General features: G+C 36.9%; 15 protein-coding genes and 1 other RNA gene. 8 read left to right on the top strand and 8 right to left on the bottom strand.

The window, feature by feature from the left end:
- Nucleotides 1-23: 23 nt before the first annotated feature.
- A complete protein-coding gene (gene fumC, locus PHT93_RS02930; RefSeq protein ID WP_300239251.1) occupies nt 24-1,418 on the bottom strand; it encodes a class II fumarate hydratase in 1,395 nt (464 codons plus the stop codon).
- 180 nt (nt 1,419-1,598) lie between these two features.
- On the opposite strand from fumC, the gene PHT93_RS02935 reads away from it, so the two are divergent.
- The 5 genes from PHT93_RS02935 (at nt 1,599) to PHT93_RS02955 (ending at nt 6,657) form a co-directional block, all read left to right on the top strand.
- Nucleotides 1,599-2,081, top strand: coding sequence for a ferritin (locus PHT93_RS02935; RefSeq protein ID WP_300239253.1), 483 nt, complete (start codon nt 1,599-1,601; stop codon nt 2,079-2,081).
- 438 nt (nt 2,082-2,519) lie between these two features.
- Nucleotides 2,520-3,689: a porin gene (locus PHT93_RS02940; RefSeq protein ID WP_300239255.1), complete on the top strand. Its 1,170-nt coding sequence runs from the start codon at nt 2,520-2,522 to the stop codon at nt 3,687-3,689.
- A gap of 15 nt (nt 3,690-3,704) precedes the next feature.
- Nucleotides 3,705-4,928: a glycine betaine/L-proline ABC transporter ATP-binding protein gene (locus PHT93_RS02945; protein ID WP_300239258.1), complete on the top strand. Its 1,224-nt coding sequence runs from the start codon at nt 3,705-3,707 to the stop codon at nt 4,926-4,928.
- 14 nt (nt 4,929-4,942) lie between these two features.
- Nucleotides 4,943-5,815 carry a proline/glycine betaine ABC transporter permease gene (locus PHT93_RS02950; protein WP_300239414.1) on the top strand — a complete coding sequence of 291 codons (873 nt, stop codon included), beginning with the start codon at nt 4,943-4,945 and terminating at the stop codon, nt 5,813-5,815.
- Complete coding sequence (locus PHT93_RS02955) at nt 5,815-6,657, top strand: glycine betaine ABC transporter substrate-binding protein (protein ID WP_300239261.1); 843 nt, start codon at nt 5,815-5,817, stop codon at nt 6,655-6,657. Before PHT93_RS02950 ends, PHT93_RS02955 begins: the two co-directional genes overlap by 1 nt.
- A 62-nt stretch (nt 6,658-6,719) precedes the next feature.
- On the opposite strand, the gene PHT93_RS02960 is transcribed toward PHT93_RS02955, so the two are convergent.
- The 3 genes from PHT93_RS02960 to PHT93_RS02970 form a co-directional block, all read right to left on the bottom strand.
- Nucleotides 6,720-7,544, bottom strand: coding sequence for an MBL fold metallo-hydrolase (locus tag PHT93_RS02960; RefSeq protein WP_300239263.1), 825 nt, complete (start codon nt 7,542-7,544; stop codon nt 6,720-6,722).
- A gap of 1 nt (nt 7,545) precedes the next feature.
- Nucleotides 7,546-7,827: a DUF202 domain-containing protein gene (locus PHT93_RS02965; RefSeq protein ID WP_300239265.1), complete on the bottom strand. Its 282-nt coding sequence runs from the start codon at nt 7,825-7,827 to the stop codon at nt 7,546-7,548.
- 154 nt (nt 7,828-7,981) lie between these two features.
- Nucleotides 7,982-8,287, bottom strand: a complete 306-nt coding sequence (locus tag PHT93_RS02970) for a hypothetical protein (protein ID WP_300239267.1) — start codon at nt 8,285-8,287, stop codon at nt 7,982-7,984.
- Between the two features lie 318 nt (nt 8,288-8,605).
- On the opposite strand from PHT93_RS02970, the gene PHT93_RS02975 reads away from it, so the two are divergent.
- Nucleotides 8,606-9,487, top strand: coding sequence for an alpha/beta hydrolase (locus PHT93_RS02975; RefSeq protein WP_300239269.1), 882 nt, complete (start codon nt 8,606-8,608; stop codon nt 9,485-9,487).
- Nucleotide 9,488: 1 nt separating this feature from the next.
- Here PHT93_RS02975 and PHT93_RS02980 read toward each other — a convergent pair whose 3' ends face one another.
- A complete protein-coding gene (locus PHT93_RS02980) occupies nt 9,489-9,881 on the bottom strand; it encodes an L-rhamnose mutarotase (RefSeq protein ID WP_300239272.1) in 393 nt (130 codons plus the stop codon).
- Nucleotides 9,882-9,963: 82 nt separating this feature from the next.
- Between PHT93_RS02980 and ssrA the strand changes: the two genes are divergently transcribed.
- Nucleotides 9,964-10,364, top strand: a transfer-messenger RNA (tmRNA) gene (gene ssrA / locus PHT93_RS02985).
- 843 nt (nt 10,365-11,207) lie between these two features.
- Here ssrA and PHT93_RS02990 read toward each other — a convergent pair.
- Genes PHT93_RS02990 through PHT93_RS03000 form a run of 3 tightly spaced genes read right to left on the bottom strand, consistent with a single transcriptional unit; the run spans nt 11,208 to nt 12,258 of the window.
- Complete coding sequence (locus tag PHT93_RS02990) at nt 11,208-11,366, bottom strand: hypothetical protein (RefSeq protein ID WP_300239172.1); 159 nt, start codon at nt 11,364-11,366, stop codon at nt 11,208-11,210.
- Nucleotides 11,360-11,512 carry a hypothetical protein gene (locus tag PHT93_RS02995; protein WP_300239275.1) on the bottom strand — a complete coding sequence of 51 codons (153 nt, stop codon included), beginning with the start codon at nt 11,510-11,512 and terminating at the stop codon, nt 11,360-11,362. Before PHT93_RS02995 ends, PHT93_RS02990 begins: the two co-directional genes overlap by 7 nt.
- Nucleotides 11,513-11,538: 26 nt before the next feature.
- Entirely contained in the window at nt 11,539-12,258 is a 720-nt protein-coding gene (locus PHT93_RS03000; RefSeq protein WP_300239277.1) for a hypothetical protein, read from the bottom strand.
- 145 nt (nt 12,259-12,403) lie between these two features.
- Here PHT93_RS03000 and PHT93_RS03005 point away from each other — a divergent pair, with 145 nt between their 5' ends.
- The gene (locus PHT93_RS03005) at nt 12,404-13,408 is read left to right on the top strand and encodes an alpha/beta hydrolase (RefSeq protein WP_300239280.1); all 1,005 of its coding nucleotides are present in this window, start codon (nt 12,404-12,406) and stop codon (nt 13,406-13,408) included.
- Nucleotides 13,409-13,462 lie beyond the last annotated feature (54 nt).

Consider the following 13,462-nt stretch of genomic DNA (forward strand, 5'->3'; position numbering starts at 1 on the left):
CAACAAACGCCTGTACTAAGAATTTATTTTAAGCCATGTACCATATCTTCCGGACGCACCCAGGCATCGAACTCTTCGGCAGTCAGGAATCCGGATTTTACAGCCTCTTCTTTAAGGGTCGTTCCGTTTTTGTGGGCGGCCTTTGCTATTTTAGCCGCTTTCTCGTAACCAATATGCGGATTCAGTGCGGTAACAAGCATAAGCGAATTATTTACCAATTCATTAATTCGTGCGGTATTCGCTTCTATTCCTGAAACACAATGATCCGTAAAGGAAACCGCAGCATCCCCCAACAACTGAGCAGACTGCAAGAAATTTGCCGCAAGAACCGGTTTAAACACATTTAACTCATAATTACCATTGGCTCCGGCAAAGCTAATGGCTGCGTTATTTCCCATTACCTGCACGCAAACCATCGTTAATGCCTCGTTTTGAGTCGGATTTACTTTGCCGGGCATAATGGATGAACCGGGTTCATTTTCTGGCAAATGCAACTCCCCTATTCCCGATCTTGGCCCGGATCCAAGCAGACGAATATCCTGAGCTATTTTAAAAAGCGCAACAGCAAGCTGATTCAGCGCACCATGCGTACCGACAATAGCATCATTTGAAGCAAGAGCTTCGAATTTATTCGGTGCTGTTACGAAAGGATGCCGGGTAAACGATGAAATATATTCAGCGACTTTGACATCATAGCCTTTTGGAGTATTCAGCCCTGTGCCAACAGCTGTACCACCAAGCGCCAACTCAGATAAATGATCCAACGTTTTCTTTATGGCTTGTAATGCATAACCCACCTGAGCAGCATATCCGGAAAATTCCTGTCCCAAGGTAAGAGGCGTAGCATCCTGCAAATGCGTACGTCCGATCTTTACGATATTTTTAAAACACTCAGCCTTCTGCAATAAAGCCTGATGAAGTTTTTCTACAGAAGGAATCGTATGCTCTACAATTTTAGTATATGCTGCAATATGCAAAGCTGTAGGATAGGTATCGTTAGACGATTGCGATTTATTCACGTCATCATTGGGATGAATCGGACTCTTCTCACCTAATTTTCCGCCGCTCAAGACTAATGCACGATTTGAAATTACCTCATTGACATTCATATTCGATTGCGTACCCGAACCAGTCTGCCAGATAACTAAAGGAAACTGATCATCCAATTTCCCGGCAATTATTTCTTCACAAACAGCCGCAATCAAATCTCGTTTTTCAGGAGATAATACGCCTAATTCCGCATTCGTAAATGCTGCTGCCTTCTTTAAATACGCAAAAGCATAGATAATCTCTTTCGGCATAGAAGCTGCCGGCCCGATCTTGAAATTGTTTCTTGATCTTTCGGTTTGTGCACCCCAATATTTATCAGCAGGCACTTTAACCTCACCCATGGTGTCTTTCTCAATACGATATTCCATAATTCCGTTCATTAATTTAAAATGATAAAGTTCCCTATTTATATATAAACAGACAATCCCTATTTATAGTTAGTCTGATGAAAATTTCTAACTATAAATAGGGAGAAGATTGTTATTTTAGGCAACAAAAAAAACGTACATTTGTTAGATAAATATATAGCATTAAAAAATAATAGAGTTATGAATTTAAGTAAAAAATTATCTGATGCCCTGAATCAGCAAATCAATGAAGAAATGTGGTCTTCAAATCTGTATTTATCCATGTCTGTATATTTTGACAAAATGGGTCTCACAGGGTTTGCCCATTGGATGAAAAAACAATCTCAGGAAGAGTTGGAACATGCGTATGAAATGATCGACTGGAGTGTAAAGAGAGGTGGCAATCCTGAAATAGGACAAGTAAATGTTGTTCCAACAGGTTGGGGATCTCCTTTAGAAGTAATAGAGCATGTTTATAAACACGAAGTACACGTTTCTGAAGCTATCGATAAATTAGTTGACATCGCATCTGCTGAAAAAGACAAGGCTACACAAGATTTCCTTTGGGGATTTGTGCGTGAGCAAGTAGAAGAAGAAGAATCTGCTCAAAAAGTAGTCGAAAGATTCAAACTTTTAGGAGAAAAGAATGTCGCTTTCTTAGACATGGAATTAGGAAAGAGATAAGTTTATCTTAACGGTTATAAAGTAAAGAGGGAATACCTGAATTTGAGGGTATTCCCTTTCTTTTTTATATAAGACCGAGCCTATAAACGATCGCTCGGTTTTGATTTAACCCTGATTTTTCATACCTTTGTATCGTTTTAGATGGGGTTCTTACATTTTTTGTAAGATTTTTAGAGTCTGAAGTCGGAAGAAACGATGTTAAAACTTTGGTCGTTTCTTCGTCTTAAATAACATTGAAAGAGAATCATTGCATGACGAATGCAGGCTCGTAGATTCTCGCCTACAGGACATCTCGTCCAAGTTTATATCCCATTTTCATGTTTAGTTGTGCATGAAGTCGATGTTTACAGCGACATCATTGGCTTATCACGTTTTCAAAATTTGAAAGCGTTACTTGTCGCATGTCAATTAAATAACACACAATAAACAAAATAATATATGTTTTTTAAAAGATTTTCAGTTGTAGTTCTATTCGTATTTGCTTCTTATCACATAGGAGTAGCGCAGGAAAAAGAGTATATTAAAATCGGTGGAGCACTTAGATTTAACACTATCGTAGAAAATTACGAAGAATCCAATAACGATTTAGATGTCGGAATGAAACTCGACACTTGGTTTCTGAATGCTGATGCGCATTATTCCGGATTTGATCTTAGTCTTCAATATCGATTTTATTCAGATATAAAAAACAATTTTCTACACCACGCATATGTAGGATACAAAATAAACAACCAGTGGTACACAAAATTGGGGGTATTTCAACGTCCTTTCGGGATTGCTGACTTTGCATCTCATTCATGGTGGTTTCAAATTCCTTATTATATGGGATTGGAAGATACTTATGGTACAGGCATAGGTACATCTTATTCACATAATAAATGGAAGGTGGATATTGCTTATTTCCATCAGGCTCCCCCGAAAGGTTCTGTTGCCGACGATTCGGCAGATAACGCTGTAGGAAACGGGCGTTATTCTTATGCCATAGTCCCCACTACCGGTATTGCAGATGGAGTACGGACAGATGCTTCTATTCGCGAATTGAATCAATGGAATGGGCGGGTTCGATATTCCTTGTTGAAAGATCTGGAATTAGGTCTTTCTCTTCAATTGGGAGGAATATACAACAGCGTATCGGATCATTATAAATGGGGTTTGAACTGGGCTCTGCATGCGGTATATAATCCGGGCAGATGGAATATAAAAGCAGAAGCAATAGGATATGATTTTAATGCTGAATCGGACAATGGCAAGACGCTGGATGTAATACAGATGGCAGCATATGGCTCTGCTTATGATGTAGCAAGTAAAGGAAATGTATATCTGGCCGGTATTGCTTATACATTCCCTGTCAACAAACGTTTTATTACATCAATACAGCCTTATTTTGACTATTCGGTAGTTGTTAAAGCAAAATCAGAATATCACAATTCTGTTCATATCGTTCCGGGAGTATTGATTAAGTCCGGCCCTATTTATACATATATAGATTATGCAATAGGGAAGAATCAACCTTGGCTGACTTCTTACTTTGGACAAGGGCTTGGAGAAGGGAAAAGCGATGCACGTTGGAACGGACGGTTAAACATAAATATAGGATATTATTTCTAAATAAAAAGATAAAATATGGGAAATAAAATTGAAGTAAAAAATTTGCATTTAATTTTTGGTTCGTCAAAAAAGCAAGCCATAAAAATGCTGAAATCAGGTGCAACAAAGGAACAGATACATAACAAGACAAAATGTACGGTAGCAGTAAACAATGCGAATTTAACAATAAATGAAGGAGAAATTTTCGTTATAATGGGACTGTCGGGTAGTGGCAAATCATCTTTATTGAGATGCTTTAATATGTTGAATATCCCGACGAGAGGTTCAATCGAGATTGATGGTAAGGATATTACCCAAATGAATAAAAAAGAGCTTCTTGAGTTCAGACGAAAAAAAGTAGGAATGGTATTCCAGCATTTCGGGTTGCTACCTCACCGTACTATTGTTGAAAATGTAGCTTTTGGTCTTGAAATACAGGAAACGACTACGGAAGATCGGTTAAGAAAAGCGCGTGAAGTTATTGACCTGGTCGGACTGAAAGGTTATGAAGACTCTTATCCGCATCAATTAAGTGGAGGTATGCAACAAAGAGTAGGTATTGCTCGCGCAATTGCTACAGACTCGGATATTCTGCTTATGGACGAGGCTTTTAGCGCATTAGACCCACTGATACGTGTACAAATGCAGGACGATTTAATCGAATTGCAACAGAGTCTGAAGAAAACAATCATTTTCATTACTCACGATCTGGACGAAGCGGTAAAACTTGGAAGCCGGATTGCAATTATGAATGATGGAGTCATTGTTCAACAAGGCGAACCGGAAGAGATATTATTACACCCGGCTAACGATTATGTAAGAGAGTTTGTTGGAAATGTAGATATGTCAAAAGTTGTAACGGCATCATCTATTATGCGCGTTTTCAGAGAAAAATTAGTATTAGGGAAAGATGGTCCGGCTTATGCGGCTCGCAAAATGTCACAAAATAATTTCAGATTTATGGCCACTGTAAATAATTCAGGAGTCTTTCAGGGATATATTGTTGAACGCGATGTACGACGATTACTCGAAAAGAACGAGAAAGATCTGTCAAAGATAGTTATGGATATTCCGCAAGTAAATTCAGGCACTCCCCTGTCCGACCTTCTTCCTTTATATATACAACAAAAATATCCTTTAGTGGTCGTTAACGAGAAAGGTATACCGTTGGGTTATGTAGATCACACCGATGTTGTCTCACTTGTGACAGGATATAACAACGGAGAGGTAAAAGAAATAATAGAAAACGCTTCTAATTAAAGAATAAAATAAGAATTATGAATATAGGTAAATATGTAGAACTGTTTGTAGATTGGTTGTCGGAAGTAGGTCGCCCTGTTTTTAATCAAATTACAATTTTTATAGAAAATACGGTAGATATATTACAGGAAGGATTATTGTCAATTCCTTTTTATATTATAATACTGCTTTTTGCAATATTAGCTTTTTATGTAAAAAACAAAAGTTTCAGACAGTACAAAATCAGTAAAAAGAACTGGAAAAATTTATTTGGTCTTTCCTTTTTTTGCATTCTCGGTTTAAGTCTGATATATCTGATGGGCTTTTGGACTCAGATGATTGATACGTTTGTATTAGTTTTAGTTTCCACACTGATTGTACTGATTATTGGTATTCCATTAGGCATCTGGTGTGCACATAATAAACGTATATATATTATTGTTCGTCCGCTTTTAGATTTTATGCAAACAATGCCGGCATTTGTATATCTTATTCCTGCTATATTGTTTTTCTCTGTAGGAAATGTTCCGGGCGTACTTGCAACAGTAATATTTTCTCTTCCTCCTGCTGTAAGAATGACTACATTAGGAATTAAAGAAGTCCCAAAAGAAATCGTTGAAGCCTCTGTCGCTTTTGGCTGTACACCAAGGCAGACTCTCTTCAAAGTACAATTGCCTTTAGCTACTCCAACTATTCTTGCCGGAGTAAATCAGGTGATCATGCTGGCATTGTCAATGGTGGTTATTGCATCTATGGTTGGTGCTGGTGGATTAGGAGAAAGTGTATATGCCGGAATTCAGCAAGCAGATGTTGCGTTAGGTTTTGAAGCCGGACTTTGCATCGTGATTCTGGCCATAATATTAGATAGAATGACTCAGGCATTAGGTGATAAAAAAGAAGAATTATAATGAAATTAAGAAATATATTTATACTTGCATTAGCAATACTAACATTAATATCCTGTGAACGCAGGCGCAAGCAAGATGTAGTAATCCTTTATCCAAACTGGATGGAAGGTATTGCTATGACTCATCTGGCAGACGTTATATTACGCGACAAAGGTTACATAACATCATTAAAACGAATAGAACCGGGACCTATTTACGCAGCACTTTCCAGAGGTGATGCCGATGTTTATATGGATGCATGGCTTCCCAACACTCATCAGGAATACTGGAGAAGATTCGGGCATCGTTTGGATGTTTTAGGTGTAATATTTGATGATGGAGTAACGGGATTAGTTGTTCCTGATTATGTGGATATCAATTCGATAGAAGAGCTTAATAACAATAAAGATAAATTCGGAGGTAAGATATTCGGTATTGCGGCCGGTGCAGGGATACATGCCAATACTGAACGTGCTATTACTGAGTACGGGTTGGACTTCCAACAGATTTCGTCTTCTGAGACATCAATGCTCACCGCTCTTCGCCAGGCTGAAAGCCGGAACGAATGGATTATAATCACGGGGTGGAAACCTCATTTCATGTGGTTCAGGCATAAATTAAAAACACTCGAAGATCCTAAAGGTATTTATCCGAATGACGAAATACGAATTGTAAGCCGACTTGGCTTTAGAGATGATCAACCGGAAATAGCTGATTTTTTCAAGAAATTCGTGTTGAGCAATGATATGTTAGGGGAGTTAATAAACGATGTAGAAAGTGAAAGAGAGCCTGAAATCGGAGCCCGAAAGTTTTACGAAAAATATAAATCCACATTCAATTCCTGGCTAAAAGAAAAAAGTTGAAGCAGGACAAAGAAAAATCGTAAAACAAATAGATCTTACTATTGATATATTGAATAGCCATTTCATATATCAATAGTAAACCCGCTATAAAATGGGATTAATTCATCGCCAAGTATTTCTGAAAAGATTCTTTGAACATTCGCTCCCGTACAATGACCTGTAATAAGCTTCATTCCGGGATACAAAGAATTTATTTTACAAGCTATTTGAAGAAGTTGTTCTTTCGTCTCATAAAGATTTTCAGCATCGGAATCGATAAGATGGGTTCCTCCTATATACGCATAGATATCCTTAGACTGACTGGCAAACAAGGTGTTTAGTATGCCGAGATGCGTACATGCCGAAAGAACTACGTATCCTTCAGGTGTACTAATACGCAATGCTATTTCATGCATAAACGTATCTCTGGAATCATTAACCAATAATGTTCGGTTGGCTACAGGAATATCGAACAAAGCAGGAATATCAGAATACAACAGAATGCTTTCAGAAAGTTTTGTGTTTTTATCCACACGGACAAAACGTGTTCTATTATTTCTCAGCATAGAATAATCCGGAGAAATATCCCGTTTCGCGCCCCGTCGTGTTGAATAATAAGAATTTTCTGCTGTAATATTGGAGGAAAGAAATATCTGTGCTTTCGAATTATTTTTAATAAAATCTTCCAGACCGCCGGTATGGTCACGATGTGCATGCGACAGAATCAAATAATCGACATCACGAATATCAATCCCCAAACGCCCGGCATTTTCAATAAATTTGCCTGAAGCGCCAACATCCATCAGCCATTTGTGATTATCGACCTCAAAGTAAATGCTTAGCCCATGTTCTGTATTCAAATCCATATAAGGGCAAGGGGAATTATCTATAAGAACAATAAATTTCATTTTATTTCATTTTAAGCCGCTGTTTGACCTGAAAAAATCGATAAACTCCAACCGCAAGAAAACTAAAACTTATTATAAAAGCAAGGTATCCTATAAATTCCAGATGCTTAAATATTTCTATTTCAGTAAGCCCCAAACCCGCTACTAACAAATACAAAGAAGCTCTAATATAGGACAAAAAGGTTCTCTCATTTGCAAGTTTAGTCCGTTCAATTGCCAAATAGTCTCTCAATATCAACTCTGACTTATCCTTATAAAATGGTTTTTGTGACTGTGAACACATGATATTCTTTTAAAATTGTACTGTATTTACAAATATATGCATCATTTCAGTAGTAGGCACAAAAAAAGTGAACTCTAAATCTTTGGCAAAACTTAATTTTTAAAAGATTTAGAATCCACTCTTACTAACAATCAGGTTCTTTTCAGATCAGAAATCAGGAAAGGAATTCGCCATTTTCGTTCAAAATTAAAGTTACATCCTGTCCTTCTTTATCCGTGATTATAACTTTGAACTTCTTTTCGGCATCAACCCCGGCAACATAGGCTTCCTTAATCGTACTGCCTTCATTGGCTTTTAGTACAGCCTCTGTTACAGTCTGGGGCAAATCTTTCACCTCAATCTTTACGAATTCATCTTGATTAACTCTCTCAATACCTGAAACCATTGATAATGCAACTACACTCTGAGTCGTAAATGCTACACCGGCAATAATTGCCATCATTAACACAATCTTTTTCATGACCTTAAAATTTAAAACAGTTAAACTTAAAAACTAATACGCATAAATAATTTCAAAAAGCAGGCCAAAAGCAACAATTGTTTTTTTCTTTAAACTTTACTTCTGACAATCAACCATTATCCACTGCATTAAAATTTTAATGCCATCTTTTTCATCTGTGGAAAAAGATGTAGATATGTAGAGTTTTTCAACAGCAAAATCCACATAAAGCATTGAATATTAATACGTTTAAATATTTATTTACATTCTTTCATCAAGTTGACTTAATTAATTACTATATTCGTTGCATAGTTTTGACCATTTCAAAAGCTCGTTATTATGAGACTAAAATATCTTTTTACTTGTATATTGGTAAGTTTTATTATGAATTCAGCTATGGCGCAGGATAGCCCTATACTTTTATTCCCTGACGGTGCTCCGGGAGAGACGACAAGATTAACGGAAAAAGCAGATCGCGAAGGTGGATTTACAGGAGGAGAGCCTGTACTTCGTATTACTGGAGTAAGTGAACCCACAATAACGATTTATACTCCTTCCGAAGAGCTTGCTAATGGCTCGGCATTGATTGTGTGTCCGGGGGGAGGCTATAATATATTAGCGTACGACCTGGAAGGGGATGAAGTGTGTCAATGGTTAAACGAACTGGGAATTACAGCGGTACTCTTAAAATACAGAGTTCCAAGAAGAGAAGGGTTACAAAAACACGAAGCACCGCTTCAAGATGTACAACGTGCCATCAGTTACATAAGACACAATGCTAAAACATTAAACATTGATGAGAAAAGTATTGGGGTAATGGGCTTTTCAGCAGGCGCACATCTTGCAGCAACAGTGAGTAATAATTATTTACAGAAAACATATCCTGCAATTGATGCAATTGACAAAGTAAGTTGTCGCCCGGATTTCTGTCTTTTAGTATATCCCGCCTATTTAGACAGTCAAAACTTTCAGGTTGCGCCAGAGGTAAAACCAACCAAAGACACTCCGCAAACAATGATTATCCAGACCGAAGACGATAAGTCATATATTAATAGTAGTCTTTTTTATTACTACGCATTAAAAGAAGCAGGCGTTCCTGTTGAGATGCATCTATATAGCAAAGGAGGACACGGCTATGGTCTTCGTGACACAGGTGCTTCGGTAAATGAATGGCCTGACAGAGCTGAAGATTGGTTTCGCGAAATAGGATTATTAGAATAAACTATTTTTTCTCATACAGATGAAATATCCGATCCATTAACGTCCATTTTTCCGAAGAAGTGGCTGTTGAATCTGCCTGTTGGAATATAGACATATATGTTTCCCATTCACTTTGTCTTGGAAGCTCGGCCAATTTGTTAAAAGCCCTCTCCCACTCAAAATCCAACGGAGTCTCCACAATCATAAAAAGGGTCGTTCCTAATAAATAAATTTCCATTTCCAAAATACCCACAGAACGAATCCCTTCTACTATTTCCGGCCAGTGATGTAATTCGCTATGACGCTTTACATACTCCTCTATCAATTGTGGATCATTTTTCAACTCCAACGTTTGACAATATCGTTTCACCGGCACATCACACGCCTTTTGTACATATCCTTTTGACTTCTCCATTCATTTACGATTTTAGAATATACAAACATAATGATAATATCATCCAAAATCATTATCTTTGCATCCGAATATACAGAATCATGGGGCTGACCGGTTTTGACAGCGAGCAGAAGTGGTTTGTAAGCATGTAGTGCGTTGTTGCCTTGCACTTTAATCTCAGACAGCGAACAATTAACTGGCGAAAATAATTACGCTTACGCTGCTTAATCGAAGTACAGTAGATTTCAAGCTTAATCCCTGCAATAGTTGCGGGGACGTTACATCACCCGGATGCTGTTGCTCCGAAGCGGTCCGATCAGGTGGTGCAGCAATATCGGAGATAGTTTAGCGGAAGCCTCGTACGCTAAACGAAACTTTAGAGGATAAGGGATGAGTTGGTAGCTTTGGTCTTGCTCCTCCCCGACAATTAAAGCAAAGATAAACATGTAGAAAGCAAATTAATTCCTCGTTTGGACGAGAGTTCGAATCTCTCCAGCTCCACAGAAAAAAGTGCTGAAAAACAACACACAGCAGACAAAGAAGGAGTAAATAAGGGACTATATCCCCTATTTAGTCCTTCTTTTTTACTAAAAACATTTCCTAACATCTCCGCTACAGATTTCGGATTATGTCGTTTTTAATGGGATTACCTCGATAGGTTAAAACAAATCGTGGACAGCAAATATAAAAAAGCGAAATAAAAAAAAACAAAATAATAGCAAAATTTGTCATTTTAAGACAAATTATCACCGACTTCAACAGCGTTGTTTTAACGCGCTTTATTAAATAAAATGACAATATATGTACCCGAAAAACAAACACCGAAAAACCACACTTAAAACGCACGATACGGCATGCCCGTTTTTTTGAATTCTCAAAATTGAACAAAAAAAGGCAATGGATAAAATCTCCCTATTCTTTTTGGAAAAAGGTTCTATTCTTTTTTTGAATATAAAGGATATTTTTCAGAAAATAACCTTTATATTTTCTGAAAAAAACGGGCTGTTTTAGTCTAAATATAATATTTATTGGTCTAAAACAATATTATAAATCAAAAAACAAGGATGGACATTTTTTTACGCGTAAGTAAAAGGACGAAAAAAGTATCTATTTGTCAAAATAAAACACAAAAAACCAAAACTATTCGATTGATTTTAATGTATTGTAAATCAACAACATGAACGGGGTTGATTTTGTTGGAAGCCTCTGCTCAGCGTAGTCTCTAAACCAATGTCATCAACTTAAGCTATACAGTTTGGTTTTAAGGCTGAAAGCCTGCTATATTATAGCCCAACTATTAGGGTAGGTTTATACTGTCCTTTCAGGCCGCAAAGGAAGGGTGTCCTATTACCCAACACGTTGTGTTGGGCTGATATATACTCGGCTTTCAGCCGGAATTATTCGATGAATAGTAAGACTAAAGTGGAGCAAGAAGTTTGAGTTGATGACATTGGTCTCTAAAATGCCAGTTTGCAGTATAGACGTATCACGATGGATGATTACCATAACAACCGGATATTTTGCCTGATCCGAAAATGTTCTTCCTCGTATGTAACAACTAAGTCAGTAAGAATATCCAACTCAATATAACTTCTGTCTGTCTGGGGTGTATCTTCTCTGACAATCTCAACAAGTTCGTCGATCCTTGCCATGATTGCATTATATTCTATTTCATTTTTTAGACAAATTGAGTATGATTTATCCTTACGCAAAGAGAAAGCAAACTTAATACTTGATTTTTCTCTATAGATGTTCCATTTTCAAACATAGATATTGACAAATTATACAATTCGGGATATGGCTTTAAGTAATCTATATTTTCTTTGTAATAGTTGTTTATTAAAGCTGAAATATCAGTATTTGTATTGTACCAATACTCCAATGGATTCATATTTTGAGAGGAAGCTATTGGGGTTGATTTTATTTTCAATTTCCTAAAGATTGAATTTAGTAATTCAGTAATATACATTTCTCTATCTCTAATTTTGAACTTCGGTTCTTTAGTTGTTATTTTCCGTTTTGTTTTTTTCCAAATGTAATCAGCAGCTTTGGGATGTTTTTCCAAAATCCACCTTTTATATAATTTATGTTTCATTCTAAAAGCAATCGGAATAGACAGACAAAATTCCATAAAATCTATATCATAGAAAGGAGAGTATGTTTCTGTATAATGATTAATCATCATTAGACTGCTGTTTGCTCCATTAAATCCTCTTTGATAGAGCATCTCAATTTCTTTTTTTTCAAATGACTGAGATATTTTATTTATTTGAGTGGCTTTTACGCCTAAGTCGGAATATGCTCCCCCTAATTCATTAAGCTCTCCTTTGTCGAAGTTGTTGATGAAAGACCCAATAATAACATCTCCGAGTTGACCGGAATGTAGAAGTATACACAAGTATGTATAAATCCATCTGTATTACGCCCAATATTAATGGATAGTATGCGGAAAATCATTTATTTTTACCCCCCGAATGTGGCAACCAATTTATAATTTTTGAAAAGGTAAACACAGTGCGTTGGAAATGTTCTATTTCAATATTATGTCTGAAATAAAGAAATTACTGATAATGCTTTTGTATTGCTTCACGCTAAGCAATACTGTACTGGCCGGATACACGCCGGATATATTGGATGGATACGAACAGAGAAGTATTCAGATGAAACCGGATCGTGAAGGAGAAGTTGTGTGTACTTTAGTCCGAAAGCCTTTAATAGAGAATTCGAAAAAGGCGGTTTTGTATATTCATGGTTACAATGATTATTTTTTTCAATCGGAGTTAGGTGATAGTATCACAAGTTATGGGTACGATTTTTATGCTATTGATCTGAGAAAATACGGACGTTCTATTTTACCGAATCAAACGGCTACGTCTTGTAAAAGTATTGACGAATATTTTGCTGATATTGATACGGCTTTGGCCATAATAAAAGAGGAAGGTCATAATCATATTGTATTGATGGGACATTCTACCGGTGGATTAATCTCGTCTCTTTATCTTAATGAAAGAAAAGGGGATTCTGAGATCAAAAGCCTGATCTTGAATAGCCCGTTTTTAGACATGAACATGAGCTGGTTTATGGAAAGAATAGCGATACCTGTTGTTGCGTTTATTGGTAAATATTTCCCTGATTGGGTTGTCGAAAAGCAAGGTTTTTCATCGTATGCCAAAAGTCTTTTGGTTGATCATAAAGGAGAATGGACTTTCAATACCGGTTGGAAAAAACCGGAAGGGTATCCTAAAACGGCAGGTTGGATTCGCGCAATTCATCAAGGGCATAAAAAGATAAAAAAGGGACTCTCAATAATTTGTCCGGTGTTAGTCTTATCGTCAGACAAATCTTTTCCGGAAAGTGAAATCTGGAATGAAGCATACAAAAATTCAGATATTGTTCTGGATGTTAATGATATCCAACGGTTGGGGTTAAAATTAGGAGAGAAGGTTATTCGTGATACTATTCCGGGTGGAATACATGACCTTATCCTTTCTGCCTCTCCACAAAGGCAAACAGTTTATAAGAAATACAAAGATTGGCTGATTAATTAGGAACTCGTCTTATTCCTATGTATTAATAAACAGTATCCATCTCATAAGTAATAA

This window comes from Massilibacteroides sp. (genome assembly GCF_028705895.1).
Lineage (GTDB): Bacteria > Bacteroidota > Bacteroidia > Bacteroidales > Tannerellaceae > Massilibacteroides.